General features: G+C 68.8%; 14 protein-coding genes. 8 read left to right on the top strand and 6 right to left on the bottom strand.

Features of this window, described 5'->3' with window-relative positions; translation table 11 throughout:
* The first annotated feature begins 60 nt into the window (after positions 1–60).
* Positions 61–963: a DUF4349 domain-containing protein gene (locus DPM12_RS04820; protein ID WP_123788485.1), complete on the top strand. Its 903-nt coding sequence runs from the start codon at positions 61–63 to the stop codon at positions 961–963.
* Between the two features lie 74 nt (positions 964–1037).
* Here the strand turns inward: DPM12_RS04820 and hemE are convergent, their stop codons facing one another.
* Positions 1038–2054 carry a uroporphyrinogen decarboxylase gene (gene hemE, locus DPM12_RS04815; protein ID WP_112257174.1) on the bottom strand — a complete coding sequence of 339 codons (1017 nt, stop codon included), beginning with the start codon at positions 2052–2054 and terminating at the stop codon, positions 1038–1040.
* A 67-nt stretch (positions 2055–2121) separates the two neighbouring features.
* On the opposite strand from hemE, the gene DPM12_RS04810 reads away from it, so the two are divergent.
* Both DPM12_RS04810 and DPM12_RS04805 read left to right on the top strand, forming a co-directional pair.
* Complete coding sequence (locus tag DPM12_RS04810) at positions 2122–2736, top strand: DUF3000 domain-containing protein (protein WP_211658441.1); 615 nt, start codon at positions 2122–2124, stop codon at positions 2734–2736.
* On the top strand, positions 2733–3938 hold the full coding sequence (locus tag DPM12_RS04805) for an HRDC domain-containing protein (protein WP_112257173.1): 1206 nt from the start codon (positions 2733–2735) through the stop codon (positions 3936–3938). The genes DPM12_RS04810 and DPM12_RS04805 overlap by 4 nt, the downstream gene beginning before the upstream one ends.
* Positions 3939–3942: 4 nt before the next feature.
* Here DPM12_RS04805 and DPM12_RS04800 read toward each other — a convergent pair whose 3' ends face one another.
* Positions 3943–5349 (bottom strand): protoporphyrinogen/coproporphyrinogen oxidase, encoded by a 1407-nt coding sequence (locus DPM12_RS04800; protein ID WP_112257172.1) that lies wholly within the window; start codon positions 5347–5349, stop codon positions 3943–3945.
* Between the two features lie 66 nt (positions 5350–5415).
* Between DPM12_RS04800 and DPM12_RS04795 the strand changes: the two genes are divergently transcribed.
* From DPM12_RS04795 to DPM12_RS04785, 3 genes are all read left to right on the top strand, one after another.
* Positions 5416–6120, top strand: a complete 705-nt coding sequence (locus DPM12_RS04795) for a DNA alkylation repair protein (protein ID WP_211658440.1) — start codon at positions 5416–5418, stop codon at positions 6118–6120.
* 76 nt (positions 6121–6196) lie between these two features.
* Complete coding sequence (locus tag DPM12_RS04790; protein ID WP_112257171.1) at positions 6197–7420, top strand: thiolase family protein; 1224 nt, start codon at positions 6197–6199, stop codon at positions 7418–7420.
* Complete coding sequence (locus DPM12_RS04785) at positions 7417–9522, top strand: 3-hydroxyacyl-CoA dehydrogenase NAD-binding domain-containing protein (RefSeq protein ID WP_112257170.1); 2106 nt, start codon at positions 7417–7419, stop codon at positions 9520–9522. Before DPM12_RS04790 ends, DPM12_RS04785 begins: the two co-directional genes overlap by 4 nt.
* Here the strand turns inward: DPM12_RS04785 and DPM12_RS04780 are convergent.
* Genes DPM12_RS04780 through dxs form a run of 3 tightly spaced genes read right to left on the bottom strand, consistent with a single transcriptional unit; the run spans position 9470 to position 13583 of the window.
* Complete coding sequence (locus tag DPM12_RS04780) at positions 9470–10408, bottom strand: NAD-dependent epimerase/dehydratase family protein (protein ID WP_112257169.1); 939 nt, start codon at positions 10406–10408, stop codon at positions 9470–9472. The two genes, DPM12_RS04785 and DPM12_RS04780, sit on opposite strands and share 53 nt — an antisense overlap.
* Before the next feature lie 19 nt (positions 10409–10427).
* Positions 10428–11663, bottom strand: coding sequence for an AI-2E family transporter (locus DPM12_RS04775; RefSeq protein ID WP_112257168.1), 1236 nt, complete (start codon positions 11661–11663; stop codon positions 10428–10430).
* A gap of 3 nt (positions 11664–11666) precedes the next feature.
* On the bottom strand, positions 11667–13583 hold the full coding sequence (gene dxs / locus DPM12_RS04770) for a 1-deoxy-D-xylulose-5-phosphate synthase (RefSeq protein ID WP_112257167.1): 1917 nt from the start codon (positions 13581–13583) through the stop codon (positions 11667–11669).
* Between the two features lie 79 nt (positions 13584–13662).
* Here dxs and DPM12_RS04765 point away from each other — a divergent pair, with 79 nt between their 5' ends.
* Entirely contained in the window at positions 13663–14130 is a 468-nt protein-coding gene (locus DPM12_RS04765; RefSeq protein WP_112257166.1) for a hypothetical protein, read from the top strand.
* Positions 14131–14165: 35 nt separating this feature from the next.
* Here DPM12_RS04765 and DPM12_RS04760 read toward each other — a convergent pair whose 3' ends face one another.
* Positions 14166–16958, bottom strand: a complete 2793-nt coding sequence (locus DPM12_RS04760) for an aconitate hydratase (protein ID WP_112257165.1) — start codon at positions 16956–16958, stop codon at positions 14166–14168.
* 371 nt (positions 16959–17329) lie between these two features.
* Between DPM12_RS04760 and DPM12_RS04755 the strand changes: the two genes are divergently transcribed.
* Positions 17330–18310 carry a type IV toxin-antitoxin system AbiEi family antitoxin domain-containing protein gene (locus DPM12_RS04755; RefSeq protein WP_112257164.1) on the top strand — a complete coding sequence of 327 codons (981 nt, stop codon included), beginning with the start codon at positions 17330–17332 and terminating at the stop codon, positions 18308–18310.
* Positions 18311–18400 lie beyond the last annotated feature (90 nt).

The raw sequence follows: 18400 nt of genomic DNA, 5'->3' as shown, positions 1-18400 counted from the left end.
TTTCGCGACATATCTGCCGCAACGTTCCGCTGAATCGTGGAGGAGACCGTGCACCGACGGATGGTAATAGGATACGCGGCGATCGCAGCGGTGCTGGCCCTGGCCGCATGTGGTGGCGCTGACGATGCGACCAAGGACGAGCAGGCCGCGGGGGACGCCAATATCGAGGAGGGCGCCGCGCCGGAGCGCGCGGACGCCGGCGACATGGACGCCCCCGGCGGTGACGGCGCCGCCTCGGAGGACGCCGGCGGCGTCATCGATCAGGTGCAAGAGCAGGCGCTGGGCCGCGACATCATCTACACGGTCGAGCTGCGGGTCGTCACGGAGGATCTCGACGAGGCGACGGAGCGGGCGACATCCATCACGCAGGGTGCGGGGGGCTTCGTGGCCAACGAGCGAGCCACGGAAGAGCGTGCGACGCTCACGCTGCGCATCCCGTCGGACGAGCACGCCGACGCGGTCTCCGAGCTGGAGGATCTCGGCGACGTCGCTGACCGTAGCCGCACCGCGGAGGATGTCACGCACGAGGTCGTCGATGTCGAGTCGCGGATCGAGTCGCAACGCGCGAGTATCGCGCGGATCCAGGAGCTCCTGCAGGAGGCCGAAGACGTCAGTGACATCGTCTCCATCGAGAGCGAGCTCGCCCGGCGCGAGGCCGATCTCGACGCGCTGCTGTCCCGGCAGGAGCACCTGGAAGATCAGACCTCCCTGGCGACCGTCACGGTGACGTTCGAGCTGGACGAGGAAGGCGACACGGAGGAGGCCGGCACACCGGGCTTCCTGTCCGGCCTCGGCGCCGGGTGGGACGCGTTCGTCGGCGTGCTCGTCGTGGCGACGGCGGTGCTCGGCGCCATCCTCCCGTTCCTGATCATCGCGGGGCCGCTCGCCGTCGCGCTGTGGTACTGGTTCCGGCGCCGGCGCGTGCGCTCCGAGCCCCAGCCCGAGCCGTCCCCGTCCACCTGACCGCCCACCTCCGCCCCCCTCGTCCCGCTGATCATGAACAGTAAGCGACCTATGTGGTCGCTTCCTGTTCATGATCAGCGGGTACTGAGGGTGTGGATGTGCTCCACCACCGCGGCGAGCACATCGGGATCCGTCGACGGCAAGACGCCGTGTCCGAGATTGAAGACGTGGCCCGGCGCGGCGCGCCCCTCGGTGACGATCCGCTCGATCTCGGCCTCGATCACCGGCCAGTCCGCCAGCAGCAGCGCGGGATCGAGGTTTCCTTGCAGCACCGTGCCCGGGACCCGGCGCGCCGCCTCGTCCAGCGCGAGCCGCCAGTCCACGCCGACGACGTCGGCGCCAGCACCTGCCATGAGGTCAAGGAACTCCGACGTGCCGACGCCGAAGTGGATACGGGGCACGTCGCGGACGCTCTGCAGCACCGTGGTGCTGTGCGGGAGAACGAACCGTTCGTAGTCGGCACGTGACAGCGCTCCGGCCCACGAGTCGAACAGCTGCACCACGCTGGCGCCTGCGGCGACCTGGACTTGCAGGTAGGTGGCCGACATCTGGGCCACGCGGGCGAGCAGGTCGTGCCAGAGATCCGGCTGGCTGTGCATCAGGGCCTTGGTTCGCTCGTGGTGCCGCGACGGCCCGCCCTCGACGAGGTACGACGCCAGGGTGAACGGCGCTCCGGCGAACCCGATCAGCGGCGTCTCCCCGAGCTCGCCCAGCAGGCCCCGAACAGCCTCCGTGGCGAAGCTCACGTCGTCGGGCTCCAGCGGTCGCAGGCGCTCAAGGTCGGCTGGCCGGCGGATCGGTTCGGCGACGACGGGCCCGACGCCCGGTTCGATCTCGATGTCCAGTCCGATCGCCTTCAACGGCACGACGATGTCGGAGAAGAAGATCGCGCCGTCCACGCCGTAACGCCGTACCGGCTGCATCGTGATCTCGACGACCATGTCCGGGCGCTGGCACGATTCGAGCATCGACATGCCCTCGCGTACCTGGCGATATTCGGGTAGCGACCGGCCCGCCTGGCGCATGAACCACACCGGTGGCCGCCCGGACCGGATCCCCCGGCAGGTACGGACCAGTAGGCTGTTTTTCACAGGTCAATCGTTTCATGTTGGGCGTGCCTCGCTGACACTGGGCGTTATCCGACTTAACCTGCGAGATGTGGCGAGGAGCAGCGAGCACCTCCAGCCGGAGGCTCCGGCCGCCTTCGTGCGGGCGGTCGAGACATTGTGTTCTGCCCAATTCCGGCCCGAGGTCCATGTCGACGAGCTGTCGCCTCCCAAGCGGCTGGCGACGTACACGTTCGCCCTCAGCGCCGACGTGTTCCCCGACACCCATCCCGAGGACGATGCCACCGCGGCGGCGACGGGCCGGCTCGTATTGCTGCACGAGCCCGGTGGTCACGAGACCTGGCACGGGGAGTTCCGTCTGGTGACGTACATCCAGGCCAGCCTCGAACCAGACATCGGCGCGGACCCCATGCTCCTCCCGGTGGCGTGGAGCTGGCTGACTGACGCGCTCGACGGCCGTTCCGCGCCGTATACGGCCGCCAGCGGCACCGTCACGCGTGCCGCGTCCGAAGGTTTCGGCGGCATGGCCAGCCAACCTGCCACCGCCGACGTCGAGATCCGTGCCTCGTGGACCCCGCTTGAGCCCGACCTCGAAACGCACGCGCTCGCCTGGGCGGACGCCTTGAGCACGGCCGCCGGGCTGGTGCCCCTGCCCAGCGGCGTCGTCGCCATCCCCAACCGCAAACCACGGCAGCAACGCAGGTGACCTCTGAACCAGCCGTCCCGCTGACCGAGCCGCGTGACGGGTTACCCGATGTCGTTGCCGACGAGCGCGCGCTGCGTTCCGCAGTCACATCCGTCGCCGGCGGTCACGGTCCCGTGGCCATCGATGCCGAGCGAGCGTCGGGCTATCGCTACGGACAGCGCGCCTATCTCGTACAGCTACGCCGGGCGAAAGCCGGGACCTTCCTGTTCGACCCCCTGGGCGTGCCGGATCTCTCGACCCTGGGCACCGTGGTTGGCGACGCCGAATGGGTCTTGCACGCGGCACATCAGGATCTGCCGTGCCTGGCGGATATCGGCATGCGCCCGGCCACGCTGTTCGACACCGAGCTGGCCGCTCGGCTGCTGGGGTTGCCCCGCGTCGGCCTGGCCCCGCTCGTCGAAAGCGTGCTCGGGTTCCACCTGGAAAAGGGACATTCCGCCGTCGACTGGTCCACCCGGCCGCTGCCGCCGGACTGGTTGCGCTATGCGGCCCTCGACGTCGAACTCCTGTTGGAGTTGCGCGACGCGCTGGAGCGTGACCTGCGCGACGCCGGCAAGCTGGAGTGGGCCCACGAGGAGTTCGCGGCGATCGTGGCGGCTCCTCCCCCGCCTCCGCGCAGCGACCCCTGGCGGCGCACCTCCGGGGTGCACCGGGTGCGTGACCGCCGTGGCCTCGCGATGGTCCGCGAGCTCTGGTACGCCCGCGACGCTCTCGCTCGCAAGCGTAACCTGTCGCCCGGGCGCGTCCTGCCCGACACCGCGATCGTCGAGGCCGCCATCGCGCAGCCGGCAAGCCTCGAGGAGCTGACCGCCATATCGGTCTTCCGTGGGCGGGCACAACGCCGCGAGGCGACCCGATGGTTCGCGGCGATCACGCGCGCCCGCGCGCTGAGCGAGGACGACCTTCCCTCGCAGACCGCACGCTACGACGGTCCACCCCCGGCGCGCACCTGGTCCTCGCGGGAACCCGAAGCCGCCGCCCGGTTGGCGTCCGTGCGTGCCGTCGTCGCCGAAATCGCCGAGGCGCACACGTTGCCCGTGGAGAACCTGCTGGCGCCGGACGTGCTGCGCCGGGTCACGTGGGATCCGCCGGATCAGATCACCGAGGCTGCCGTGGCCGCGGCCTTCCGGGCCCGGGGTGCGCGCGAGTGGCAGATCAGGCTGACTGCCGGCCCGGTCGCGGACGCGCTCGCGACTGCATGATCGTTCAGTGGTAGTGGCCAGCGGACTTGGCGAAGCGTTCGCGCGCGACGGTCCAGGCGTAGCGGTCGAATCGGCCGTCCTCGCGGATCGCGTCGACGGCGTCGTAGGCCATGAGCAGTGCCTGGTGGACGTTGTCGAACACGAACAGGCCCTGCCGGCCCAGGGTGACGATCCGGCGGATCATCCGTGCCCACGCATCCACCTCGGTGAGATCGTCTTCGTATCCCAGCCGGTAGATCGGATAGACCTGGCCGAGCCGGCGGGTTTCCACGTGCGCGCGCTCCACGCCGGGCAGCCCGGTCATGCCGAGGGTCTCGTCGACGAGGTCGGCCAGCGACTCGTCGTCCAGCCCCCACACCTCGTCGGTCATGGAACACGGGATTTCCGCGCACAGCACCGAGCGATCGCTGGGATCGTCCGGGTTGTCGCGGTAATTCATCGGCTCGGAAATACGCAGGACGGGTGTGCGCTGGTCGGGGATGTCGTGGGAATCGTACGGGCTCCAGCGGCCCCCCTTGTGCACGATGTACACGAGCAGCATGGCCCGGTAGCGCAACCGGGCGGCCGACTCGATGGAGGTCAGCGAGGGGGCCGGGCGTGAGATGCGGGCCAGCAGCGGCAACGGCAGCGTGGAGAAGACCAGCCCGCCCCGCACGACGTCGCCGTCTTGCGTGGCGACCTCCACCTCGTCCTCGTACACGCGCACCCGGTCGACCTCGGCTTCGAGCTTGATGTCCACGCCGGCCTCGGCGCCCGCGTCGGCGAGCGTCTCGACCAGCCGGCCGAAGCCGTGGCGAGGATAGTAGTACCCCCCGGCGATTTCCTGGGTCTTGCGGCGGATGCGGCCGACGGCCCGCCCCGCCACCTTCCACGCGCTCAGCCGGGACGCCTGCCGGTATGCCTGCACGGCACTGATGCAGTCTCCCGGGATGCCCCACTGCTTCTCGGCGAGAGGCCCGTACACCGTCTCGTACAGCGCCGGGCCGACCCGGCTGCGCACCACGCTGGCATAGCTCTCGTTGCCGCCGCGCCGGAACGACGTCGTGGCCGAGTCCCGCGCGATCCGCGCAAGCAAGGAGCGCGGCAGCCGGCGGGTCACCTCGTCGGCCCGCAACGGTACGGACAGCCAGTTGTCCAGCACCCGGATCCGGCTCGACCGCTGCCGCAGCTGAAGATCATCACCCATCAGCTCACGCAGATCGGCGAGCAGGTAGCCGGGAGTTGCCCGGTCGAGGCGGTGCGAACCCTGATCCACCCGGATGCCCGCGACGTCGACCGAGGCCGCCATGCCCCCCACGTGGTCTGCCCGTTCCAGCAGGGCCACCGAGAAACCACGCAGGGCAGCGCGCCATGCGGCAGCCAGACCGGCCGGTCCGGCACCGATGACGATGAGATCATAAGAAGTGCTCATGGAGGGTGCCAGCCTATCTCCCCCCAGAGTGATCATCTACCCGGACACGCCTTTAAGGTAGTCGCCGTGACCGGTGAAGACGGACGCCTCGTTGCCGAGATCCGCGCCGCCTTGCGCGCGATGGCCGATCCGGCCAAGGCCGCGCCCATGCGGGCCTACATGAAATCGGATATCCCGTTCCTCGGTGCCCAGAAGCCGGACCGGGTCCGTGCGCTGCGCCCGGTGTTCCGCGACCACGTCCTTTCCGACCGGGAATGCTGGGAGGCCACCGTGCGGGCGCTCTGGGACGGCGCGCAGTTCCGGGAAGAACGGTATGCCGCGAGCGATCTCGCTCAGGCCCGCCCATATCAGGCGTGGTCCAGCGAGCTGAGTTCGCTGCCCCTCTACGATCACATGATCGTGACCGGGGCGTGGTGGGATCACGTCGACGATGTCGCGATCCGGCTGGTCGGCCGCGTCCTGCGTGCCCATCCGGAAAGGACCGCGCCCACCATCCGGGCCTGGGCCAGGGATCCGGACCGCTGGCGCCGGCGTACGGCGGTGATTTGTCAGGTGGGCTCGGGCGAGGACACGGACGTGGAGCTACTGCGCGAATGTGTGCTGGCTAACACCGGCGATCCCGATTTCTTCCTCCGCAAGGGCATCGGGTGGGCACTGCGCCAGCATGCCCGGGTGGATCCGGAGTGGGTGCGCACGTTCGTCGGCATCCACGGAGATCGGCTGTCGCCCCTGTCCCGGCGCGAAGCATTGAAACACGTCGCGCACGCGTGAGCAGTTGTGGCACTTGTTACTGGCGAGTAGCATCGTCGTCAACGGCCCCATTCGACACCAGCCAGGAGGGTCTCCCGTGCCGCACACCGCACGCCACGTCCGTGACGTCGCCTTCGTCGACGGTGTCCGTACACCGTTCGGCAAGGCCGGAAGCATGTATGCCGAAACCCGTGCCGACGACCTCGTGGTCAACTGCATCCGGGACCTGCTGCGCCGCAACCCGCAGCTGCCACCCGAGCGTGTCGACGACGTCGCCATCGCCGCCACCACCCAGACCGGCGATCAGGGCCTCACCATCGGCCGTAGCGCGGCGCTGCTGGCCGGGCTCCCCCGCAGCGTGCCGGGCTACGCCATCGACCGCATGTGCGCCGGGGCAATGACGGCAGTCACCACCACCGCCAGCGGCATCGCCTTCGGCGCCTACGACGCGGTGATCGCCGGCGGCGTCGAGCACATGGGCCGCCACCCCATGGGCGAGGGCATCGATCCCAATCCCCGGTTCCTCTCCGAACAGCTGGTCGACCCGTCGGCGCTGGTCATGGGCAACACGGCGGAGAACATCCACGACCGCTACCCGCACCTGACCAAGGAGCGCGCGGACGCCTTCGCGGCCGCCAGCCAGGCGAAGCTGGCCAAAGCGTACGCGGACGGCAAGATCCAGGCCGACCTCGTGCCGGTCGCCACCCGCAGCACCGAGGAGGGCTGGGGCCTGGCCACCAAGGACGAGCCGCCGCGACCGGGCACCACGGTGGAAGCGCTCGCCGAGCTGCGCACGCCGTTTCGCGCGCACGGGCGGATCACCGCGGGCAACTCCGCCGGGCTGAACGACGGCGCCACGGCGTCGTTGCTCACGGACACCGGCACCGCCACCGACCTGGGCCTGTCCCCCAAGATGCTGCTCGTCGCCTACGCCTTCACCGGTGTCGAGCCCGAGGTCATGGGGATCGGCCCGGTGCCGGCCACCGAGCGGGCGCTGCGCCAGGCCGGGCTGTCCATGGACGACATCGGCCTCATCGAGATCAACGAGGCGTTCGCCGTCCAGGTCCTTGCCTACCTCGAGCACTTCGGCCTCGCCGACGACGATCCCCGGGTCAACCCGTACGGGGGTGCCATCGCGCTCGGGCACCCGCTGGCCTCCTCCGGGGTGCGCCTCATGACCCAGCTCGCCCGCCAGTTCGAGGAACGGCCGGACGTGCGTTACGGCATCACCACCCTGTGCGTCGGCCTCGGCATGGGCGGGACCGTCGTCTGGGAGAACCCGCATCACGCCAGCGTCGCGAAGGAGAATGCAGCCCGATGACCACGTCCGACATCTCGCACCCCGAAGAAGTCGTCACCCACGCGTACCTGCGTTTCGTCGAGCTGCCGGCCGATGCTGGTACGGCGGCGCTCATCACGCTCGACAACGGCCACGATCACACCAAGCCGAACACGCTGGGCCCGGCCGGCCTGCGCAGCCTGGAACGGGCCATCGATGCCGCGTATGCCCAGCCGGGAATCGTTGCGGTGGCCGTCACCGGCAAGCCCTTCGTGCTCGCTGCCGGCGCGGATCTCAAGGCCATGGGCATGCTCACCGATCGGGAGCAGGCGCTGGAGGTCGCCCGGCTGGGCCACCGCGTGCTCGGCAAGCTCGGCGACGGCCCGGTGCCCACGTTCGGATTGATCAACGGAGCGGCGCTCGGCGGCGGCCTGGAGATCGCCCTGAACTGCACGTACCGCACGGTGAGCAAGGCCGCGTCGAGCGTCGCGCTGCCCGAGGTGTTCCTCGGGCTCGTTCCCGGCTGGGGCGGCGCGTGGTTGCTGCCCAACATCGCCGGGCCGGACACCGCCGTGAAGGTCATCGTCGAGAACGCGTTGAACCAGAACCGGATGCTCGCCGGTGCGCAGGTCGCCGAGCTCGGAATCGCCGACGTCGCGCTGGATGCGGCGGACTTCATCGAACAGTCGCTTACGTGGGCCGCACGCGTGCTGCGGGGAGATGTCACCGTCGAGCGCCAGCAGCCCAACCGCGACGAGGACGCGTGGGAGCAAGCCGTCGCCCGCGGCCGGGCGTTCGCGGACAGCAAGGTGCACGGCGCCGCGCCCGCCCCTTACACGGCCCTGGAGCTGATCTCCGCCGCGCGCACGACGAGCCGGGACGAGGGCTTCGCCGCCGAGGACGAGGCCCTGGCCGATCTCATCATGACCGAAGAGCTGCGTGCCGGGCTCTACGCGTTCGACCTCACCCAGCGCCGCGCCAAGCGCCCGGCCGGCGCGCCGGACAAGGAGCTGGCGCGGCCGATCACCAAGGTCGGGGTGGTTGGAGCTGGCCTCATGGCGAGCCAGCTCGCCCTGCTGTTCGCGCGGCGGCTCGAGGTTCCCGTGATCATGACCGATCTCGACGACGAACGGGTCTCGCGCGGCGTCGGCTACGTGCACGGCGAGCTCGACACGATGCTCGGCAAGGGTCGCATCTCCCCCGACCAGGCCAACCGGTACAAGGCCCTGGTCAGCGGCTCCACCGACAACTCCGTGTTCGCGGACGCCGATTTCGTCATCGAGGCGGTCTTCGAGGAGATGGGCGTCAAGCAGCAGGTCTTCACCGAACTCGAGTCGATCGTGTCCGAGGAGTGCATCCTCGCCACCAACACGTCGTCGCTGTCGGTGAGCGAGATGGCCTCGGTGCTGAAGGCCCCCGGCCGGCTCGTCGGGTTCCACTTCTTCAACCCGGTAGCGGTGCTGCCCCTGCTGGAGATCGTGCGGGCGGAGCACACCGACGACGCCGCGCTGGCCACCGCGTTCGCGACGGCCAAGACGCTGAAGAAGTCGCCCGTCCTGGTCAAGGATGCTCCCGCCTTCGTCGTCAACCGCATCCTGCTGCGCGTGATGGCCGAGGTGCTGCGCGCCGTCGACGACGGCACGCCGCTCCAGGTGGCCGACAATGCGCTGCTGAAGCTCGGCCTGCCGATGTCACCGTTCGTGCTGCTCCAGCTGGTCGGACCCGCCGTCGGCCTGCACGTGCTGGAGTCCTTGCACGCGGCCTTCCCCGAGCGCTACCCGGTCTCGCCGAACCTGCGCCGGCTGGTCGAGGCCGGCAAGCCGGGCGTGTGGTCGTGGGACGAGCACGGCAAGCCCTATCTGGAGGACGACACCGCCGCGCTGATCGAGCAGGGAGACCAGGAGCTGACCGCCGAGCAGGTGCGCGAACGGGTGCTCGACGCGGTGGCGCAGGAGATCCGGCTGATGCTCGACGACGGTGTGGTCGCGGAGCCGCAAGACATCGACCTGTGCATGATCCTCGGGGCCGGCTGGCCGTTCCACCTCGGTGGCGTGACACCGTACCTGGACCGCAGCGGCGTGGCCGAGAAGGTCACCGGTCGCCGGTTCTTGCCGGCCGGTGTGGCCAGCTTGCCGGCGTCGTGATGCCGGCGGGGAGGTCGCGCACGTCCATCGGCGCGACGTGCGCGGCCTCGAACCCGAGCAGCGTGCGGGCGCGGGTCAGATCCACCGGTGCGCTGCGACCAGCAAGGCCGTCGCGTAGCGGCACGTCCGGATAGTAGGCGTCGAGCAGGTCGCGCGTGCGGTACGGTACCGACGTCACCGGCGCGGCCACGAACGCGACGTGCGCGCCGGGCTCGGCCGGTGTCAGGGCCAGCGCCAGCGCGCGGGCGGCATCGCGTTCTTCCAGGTAGAGCCACAGGTCGCTGGCACCCGTGCCGGGTTCGCTGGCCAGCTGGTCGAATGCCGGGGGCAGCCGCGCGTCGAGGGAATCCTGCTCGCCGAACCCTCCGACCATCGGAAAGCGCAGCGCCACCACGTCCATCCCGTGCCGGCGGTGCATGGCCGCGGCCGTGGCCTCGTCCACGTGCTTGGACAGCGAGTACGCATCCGCCGCGTGCGTCGGCAGCGCCTCGTCCAGCGGCAGGTACTCCGGGTGCACCACGTGCGGGCCATACCGGTAGCCCAGCGCGTTGATGCTGCTCGCGATGGTGGCCCGCCGGATGCCGCGCTCGCCGGCGGCGTCGAGAACGGTGAACGTCGCCTGGGTATTGACGCCGAACACCTCGTCTGCCATGCCCGAATCCGGTGTCGCGAGCGCCGCCAGGTGCACGACGGCGTCGACGTCTTCCAGGGCCTTGTCCAGCACCTGCCGGTCACGGACGTCTCCCATCACGAGCCGGTCCACGTCGACGTCGCCGGGGTCGTCGAGCACCAGGCCGGTGGTGGTCACACCCGACGACCGGAAGTGCCGCACGGCAGCCCGGCCGATCATGCCCGCCGCCCCGGTGATCAGTACGTGCTCGGTCATGGTGCTCCTGGTGATCGCGTCACGAACGCCGCCGGTTTTCCGGCCTGAGCGCCTCTTCCGGGATCTGCACGTCCACGTCGGGAACCTCGGCACCGGGCATGATGACTTCGGCGCTCTCTTCCTCCTCGGCGAGCCGCTCGCGCTCCTCTCGCAGCCGCTCCTGCTCCTGCATCTTGCGCCGCCACGCGATCACGGCCGCGGTGATCGCACCGGCGACCGGAATGGCCAGGAACAAGCCGACAAGACCGAATGCGAATCCGGCGCCGGTGGTCAGCACCAGGGTCAGCAACGGGTGGAACCGCACGGCGCGGGCCATCAGCAGGGGCGCGAGCAGGTTGCCCTCGATCTGCTGCGCGACCAGCACGATGATCAGTGCCCAGATCGCCGCCGTCAGCCCGCCGGAGAAGAACGCGACCAGGACCGCGAAGGCACCGGCCAGCGTGGCGCCAACGAGCGGGACGTAGCCCATGATGAAGGTCAGCGCGCCGATGGGGATGGCCAGCGGAACGCCGAGGATCACCAGCCCGAGGCCGATGATGAACCCGTCGACCAGCCCGGTCACGGTGGAGGCGTAGAACCAGTTGCCGGTGGTCCTCATCGACGCCTTGAATGCGGCGTGCATCGGAGCCCGGTAGGTGGGGCGCATCGCCCGGACGAACTGATCCCAGAGCTTGTCGCCGCTGGTCAGCGCGAAAATCGTGAAGAAGATCGCGATCAGCAGCACGGCGAAGAAGTTGCCGACCACGGTCAGGCCCGTCGCAGCGGCCTGGCCGACACCGCTGAGGACGTCACCCAGGTTCTGCTGGATGTCGTTGAGCATGTCCTGGATGTTCGCCGTGTCGACGCCGAACGGACCTTGTTCGACCCATTCGATGAGCTCCTCCACGGCGCCCGTCACCGAGCGGACCATGTCCTGCCACGAATCGATGACCTCGTAGACGACGAAGAAGATGATCCCGGAGAAGAACCCGAGGAAGAGCAAGACGGATATCAGGGCCGCGAAGACGCCGGGAACCTTGTGCTGGCGCAGCCACTTCGCCAGCGGCCACAGCAGCGCCACCATGGCAAAGCCCAGGACCACGGCCATGACGATCAGCTGCACCTGCAGCGCCAGGTAGACAGCGCCGGCGATCACCAACCCGATCCCGAGCAACCGCCAGGCAAACGCGCCCTCGCGTTGCAGCAGCTCGTGCTGGTGAGCGCGGCGGTTGCGCGGGCCCTCGGTGCCGGGTTCGTCGGGTGTGGACGTAGTCACCGGCTACACCGCCGCCGTCTGCGAATTCTCGGAGTCCAGCGCGGCCACCAGCCCGGTGACCTCGCGTGCCAGGCTCTGCCCGCTCAACCCGAGCTCGTCGAGAATCTCGCCGCGCTTGCCCTGGTCGATGAAGCGATGCGGGATCCCGAACGGATGGACCGGAACCGTCACGTCGTGGTCGCGCAGCGTCTGCGCCAGGCTCACGCCGACGCCGCCGGCACGTGAGTTGTCCTCGACGGTCACCACCGCACGATACCCACGAGCGAGATCCACGAGTGCGGTGTCGATGGGTTTCACCCAGCGGGGGTCCACCACCGTCACCCCGACCCCGTGCGCTTGCAGCCCGCGCGCGGCGTCCAGCGCCGCGCCGGCCATCGTCCCGACGGCCACCAGCAAGACGTCGTCACCGTCGCGAGCGAGGATGTCACAGGTGCCGATACGTTCCAGCGCGGCGATCTCCACCTCGGCGGACTCCTTGCCCGGGAACCGGACCACCGTCGGCGCGTCGTCGACGTCAAGTGCCTCGCCGAGCTGCTCGGTGAGCCGGGCGGCGTCACGCGGGGCCGCCAGGCGCAAGCCGGGAATCACCTGAAGCACCGACATGTCCCACATGCCGTGATGCGATGCCCCATCCGGACCGGTGATGCCCGCACGATCGAGGACGAACGTGACACCCGCACCGTGCAGCGCGCAGTCCATCAGCAGCTGATCGAAGGCACGGTTGAGGAACGTCGCGTAGACCGCCACCACGGGATGCAGGCCCATCATCGCCATCCCCGCGGCCGAGGTCGTCGCGTGCTGTTCGGCAATGCCGACGTCAAAGCAGCGCTCCGGGAAGTGCCGGGCGAAAGCTTCCAAGCCGGTGGGGAACAGCATCGCCGCCGTGATGGCGACAATGTCCGGCCGGGCATGCCCGGCATCCACCAGCGATTCCTTGAACACGTGCGTCAAGGTCCGCTTCGGGCTCGCCACCGGCTCGCCGGTGATCGGATCGAATGCCGACGGGCTGTGCATGTGATCGATCTCGTCGCGCAGCGCCGCGTCATAGCCGTTGCCCTTGCGCGTGATGCAGTGCACGATGACCGGGCCGCCGAACTTCTTGGCCTGGATCAACGCCTGCTCCACGGCACCGCGGTCGTGCCCGTCGACAGGGCCGATGTACTTCAGGCCCAGGTCTTCGAACATGCCCTGCGGAGCCAGCAGGTCCTTGAGCCCCTTCTTCAGCCCGTGCAGCGCGTCGTACGTCGGGGTGCCTACCACCGGCATCCGGTTCAACGTCCGCTTCACGAGGTCGAGGGCCTGCTCGTAGCGCGGGTCGGTGCGCAGTGCCGCGAGGTGCTCGGCCAGCCCGCCCACCGTCGGGGAGTACGAGCGGCCGTTGTCATTCACCACCATCACCAGGGAGCGCGCGTGCGATCCGGTCTGCGGACCGCCCGCGATGTTGTTCAGCGCCTCCCAGGCCATCCCGCCGGTCAGCGCGCCGTCTCCGACGACGGCGACGGCGGTGCGGTGGCGCTCGCCCCGGACGGCAAACGCCTTGGCCATGCCGTCCGCGTAGGACAGTGCCGTGGAAGCGTGCGAATTCTCCACCCAGTCATGGGGACTTTCGGCGCGGCTGGGATAGCCGGACATGCCGCCTCGCGACCGGATCGTGTCGAAACGGTCGATGCGACCGGTCAGCAGCTTGTGAACATAAGACTGGTGACCCGTGTCGAACACGATCGGGTCGCTGGGCGAATCGAACACCCGGTGCACCGCCAGCGTCAGCTCGACGACACCCAGATTCGGCCCGAGATGGCCGCTCGTCCGGGATACCGTCGTGACGATCACGTCGCGAATTTCCTGGGCGAGCGTGTCCAGCTCTTCCCCAGTCAACCCGCGCAGGTCTCGAGGTTCTCGCACGCGATCCAGTACGCCCAATGCGGCTCGCCTCCTACGTCGATCGGCCTCGCATCGAGTCTAGATGGCTTGGGCCACCCGGTTGTGCCACGGTAGGGCTGTGACGCTAAAGATCACTCCTACCCGACGCGGCGTCGGCGCACTCATCGCGCTGCTAGGCGCCATCGCGGTCGCGGCCAGCGCCTACCCGGCCTGGTACCGGGACGAAGGCCCGCGGGATTGGCCGCTGATGCAGCTGTTTCAGGCCAACCCCGCCGGCACGGTCACCGCCTACTGGGGCTCGGTCGCCGCACCACTGGCCGTCGTCGGCCTTCTCGGCATCCTCGGCGCGGCGCTGCGCTTCCGGTTCATCCTCGGACTCGGATGGCTGATCGGCACGGCGACGTTCATCCTCTGGTCCGCGATGCGCGCGATCGACGGCGAATGGCGACTCGGGGAGCTTCAACGCGGAGCCTGGATCGGCCTCGTCGGGCTGCTCGTCGTGCTCATCGGCCTGGTGGTGATGGGGCCCCGCCACGAAGAGGTCGAGGCCCCACTCTCCGTCTTCGACGACAAACCACCCGAGTAGCGGCGAGCGATACCCGGCGCTGCTCGCCCGCCAGCTCAGAGCAGGTTACGCAGCACGTACGGCATGATCCCGCCATGCCGGTAATAATCCGCCTCGCCCGGGGTGTCGATCCGCACCACGGCGTCGAATTCGACGTCGCCGGCCCGCACGCGCACCGTCGACGGGATCTCGCCGGAGTTCAGCACCTCCACGCCGGTGATCTCGAAGGTCTCCTCGCCGGTCAGGCCCAGCGACTCGATGCTCTCCCCTTCCGGGAACTGCAGCGGGAGCACGCCCATGCCGATCAGGTTGGACCGGTGGATGCGTTCGAACGACTCCGCGATCACCGCCCGCACGCCGAGCAGCGCCGTGCCCTTGGCAGCCCAGTCCCGCGACGAACCCGAGCCGTACTCCTTGCCGGCGATCACGACGAGCGGGATGCCCTGCTCGGCGTACGCCACCGAGGCGTCGTAAATCGTGGTTACCGGGCCGTCGGGCTTGGTGAAGTCGCGTGTGAAGCCGCCCTCCGTTCCCGGCGCGAGCAGGTTGCGCAGCCGGATGTTGGCGAACGTGCCCCGGATCATCACCTCGTGATTGCCTCGCCGGGATCCGTACGAGTTGAAGTCGCGGCGCGCCACCCCGCGCGCCTTCAAGTACTCCCCCGCAGGCGAATCGGCCTTGATGGCACCCGCCGGGCTGATGTGGTCGGTGGTCACCGAGTCACCCAGCTTCGCCAGCACCCGCGCACCCGAGATATCCGTCACCGGCGCGGGTTCGGCCTGAATGCCCTCGAAGTACGGCGGCTTGCGCACATACGTGGAGTCCGGGTCCCACTCGAACAAGTTGCCCGTCGGCGTGGGCAGCTCCTGCCACGTCTCGTCGCCGGCGAAGACGTCGGCGTAATCGCGGGTGAACATCTCGCTGGCGATCGCGGAGTCCACCACTTCCTCGATCTCGGACATCGTGGGCCACAGGTCACTGAGGTACACCGGCTTACCTTCGGTGTCCGTGCCCAGCGGCTCGGTGGTGAGGTCGAGATCCATCGTGCCCGCCAGCGCGTAGGCGACCACCAACGGCGGTGAGGCCAGGTAATTCATCTTCACGTCCGGGTTGATCCGGCCCTCGAAGTTACGGTTGCCGGACAGCACCGACACGACGGCAAGGTCGTTCTCGTTGACCGCCGAGGAGATCGCCTCGTGCAACGGGCCGGAATTGCCGATGCACGTGGTGCAGCCATAGCCGACGAGGTGGAAGCCGAGCTTCTCCAGGTACGGCGTGAGGCCGGCACGATCGTAGTAATCCATGACCACCTTCGAGCCGGGCGCGAGCGTCGTCTTCACCCATGGCTTGCGTGTCAAGCCACGTTCGACGGCCTTCTTCGCCACCAGCGCGGCACCCACCATGACCGACGGGTTCGACGTGTTGGTGCAGCTGGTAATGGCCGCGATCACGACCGAGCCGTGGTCGACCTCCGTTTCGGTGCCGTCGTCAAGCGTCACGCGCACCGGATTGCTCGGCCGCGCCGGACCGGTGTTCTCGGACGCGCGCGGGGCGCCTCCATGGCCGTTGCCGTTGTACGGAGCTGGAGGATCGCTGGCGGGGAACGACTCGTCCGATGCCTCGTCCACGTTCGACGCATATGTGGTGGAGGTGGACTCGGCGGGCACGTACTCGGGAATGGCGTTCCGGAACGCGGACTTGGCGTCGCTGAGCGACACGCGATCCTGGGGACGCTTCGGGCCGGCGATCGACGGCACGACGGTACCGAGGTCGAGCTCGAGATGCTCGGAGTAGTCGGGCACTCCGTCGGGATCGTGCCACAGGCCCTGCTCCTTGGCGTACGCCTCGACGAGGGCCACCTCGTCCTCGGAGCGTCCGGTCAGCCGCATGTACCGGACGGTTTCCTCGTCGATCGGGAAGATCGCGATGGTCGAACCGTACTCCGGGCTCATGTTGCCGATGGTGGCGCGGTTGGCGAGGGGCACCTGGGCCACGCCGGGTCCGTAGAACTCCACGAACTTGCCGACCACCCCGTGCTTGCGCAGCTTCTCGGTGATCGTCAGGACGAGATCGGTGGCCGTCGCGCCCTCGGGAAGCTCGCCGGAGAGTTTGAACCCCACCACCCGCGGGATGAGCATGCTCACCGGCTGCCCAAGCATCGCAGCCTCGGCTTCGATACCACCGACACCCCAGCCGACCACGCCGAGACCGTTGACCATCGGCGTGTGGCTGTCGGTGCCGACGCACGTGTCCGGGTAGGCCATGCCGTCGCGCGTCATGACCACGCGGGCGAGGTGCTCGATGTTGACCTGGTGCACGATGCCGGTGCCCGGGGGAACCACCTTGAAATTGTCGAAGGCGGTCTGGCCCCAGCGCAGGAACTGGTAGCGCTCCTTGTTGCGCTGGTACTCCAGATCGACGTTGCGCTGGAAGGAGTCCGGAGCGCCGAACACGTCGGCCACCACCGAGTGGTCGATGACCAGCTCCGCCGGGGCCAGGGGGTTGATCCGGTTCGCGTCGCCGCCCAGCACGTTCATCGCTTCCCGCATGGCGGCGAGATCGACGACGCATGGCACGCCCGTGAAGTCCTGCATCACCACGCGTGCCGGACTGAACTGGATCTCGGTGCTCGGTTCCGCGCTCGGGTCCCAGTCGACCACGGCCTGCACGTGCTCCGCGGTGATGTTGGTCCCGTCCTCGGTGCGCAGCAGGTTCTCGAGGAGGATCTTCAAACTGTACGGAAGGCGATCGATGTCACCCGCCGCGGCCAGGCGATAGATCTCGTAGGAGTTCGCGCCGACCTCCAGGGTGCCTTTCGCGCCGAAACTGTCCTTGCTGGCCACGTCCAATCCCAACCTTTCCGCGTCACAGTGCTCTCGCCATCCTCGCGCAGCGCGTGGTGCCGCTGGCCATTCAGGGTTGGCTTACCCAGTAGCGCACCACTTCATCCAATTTATCTTGAACTCAAGATACATCATGCCGGGGCGGCGCCGCCAGCCAACTCGGAGGTTCCATACGGCGCCACCCCCGGGCTCCGCGCCACCCCGGGCTCCGCGCTGCCCACTTGTTGGGCCTGCGGAACGTCCAGGGCCGGATTTGGACCGCTGGGCGTTCCGCAGACCCAACAAGATGCGGCGAGCCAGCCGAGGAAGCCGTCGTTATCCACAATTTGCGTCTGTCTACTTCTTCTAACATTCACTTTCCTCCATTCTCGTTGGTCATGGGATCTCGACGCTGCACCATTCCGACCGCCATCCAGCAGATCCTCGCCTGGGATCACATCGTCACCGTCGCCGACGCGCAGGCGCACGGAGTGAGCCGGGCACGGCTCTCCCGGTTGGCCCGCACCGGCGTGCTACGACGGCTCGCGCCCGGCGTGTACGTGCAGGCGAGCACCTACAGCGAGACAGCCCCATGGCCGGCCTTCGCTCTACGCACGCGTGCCCTCGTTGCCGCATGCGGGCCAGCCGCGTACGCCGCGGGCTGGTCAGCGGTCGCCGTCCAGGGACTGCCCGTTCTCGGTCCGCCACCTGCCCGGCCGCTGATCGTGATACCCGACGACGCGGGCGTGAGCTACGACTCCCCCTACGGCCGCATTCGTGCCGTCGCCCTCCCCGCGCAACACCGTGACCTGGTCAGCGGCTGCCGCGTCACCTCTGCGGCTCGCACGGTCGTGGACGTCGCCCGCACCGCCGGCCGGGAGGACGCACTGGTGGTCGCGGACGCCGCGCTTCGGACGCTGACCACCACGGACCGCCTGGTGCACGCGTTGCAGCATGCCACGCACTGGCCGGGCGTGCGAGCAGCCACCTGGGTCGTCGAGCACGCCGATGGGTACGCCGAGAGCCCGCTCGAAACGCTCGGCCGGCTCACCTTCATCGAGAACGGGTTGCCCGTTCCGATTTCGAACCCCTGGGTCACTGCCGGGCGACGCCAGTACCGGCCCGATCACTTGATCCCTGTGCGCTGGCTCGCCTTCGAGGGGGACGGTGCGTTCAAGTACGACGGGCGGCTCGATGCGGGCCGTGTGATCAAGAAGCAGTACGAACGGGAATGGTTGCTCCGCGAGATCGGGTTGCAGGTCGTGCGATACGAATGGGAGCTCGCACGCTTCAACCGGCCCCGCCTGGCGGCGCGCTTCCGGGCCGCGATCGCCTCGACTACTGTGCAAGATCGCCCCTGTCGTTGGAGCCGGACATGATCACGGCGCCGAATCCCCACACAGCACCTAGGGCATGTCTGACAAATATGGAGCGCTCGTCCTGCGAGACTGATCAGATGTCGAGGTTCC

Origin of the sequence: Phytoactinopolyspora halophila (assembly GCF_003287285.1) — a bacterium.
In the GTDB taxonomy this organism is placed as follows: domain Bacteria; phylum Actinomycetota; class Actinomycetes; order Jiangellales; family Jiangellaceae; genus Phytoactinopolyspora_A; species Phytoactinopolyspora_A halophila.
This window is presented reverse-complemented; position numbering and strand designations above follow the sequence as displayed.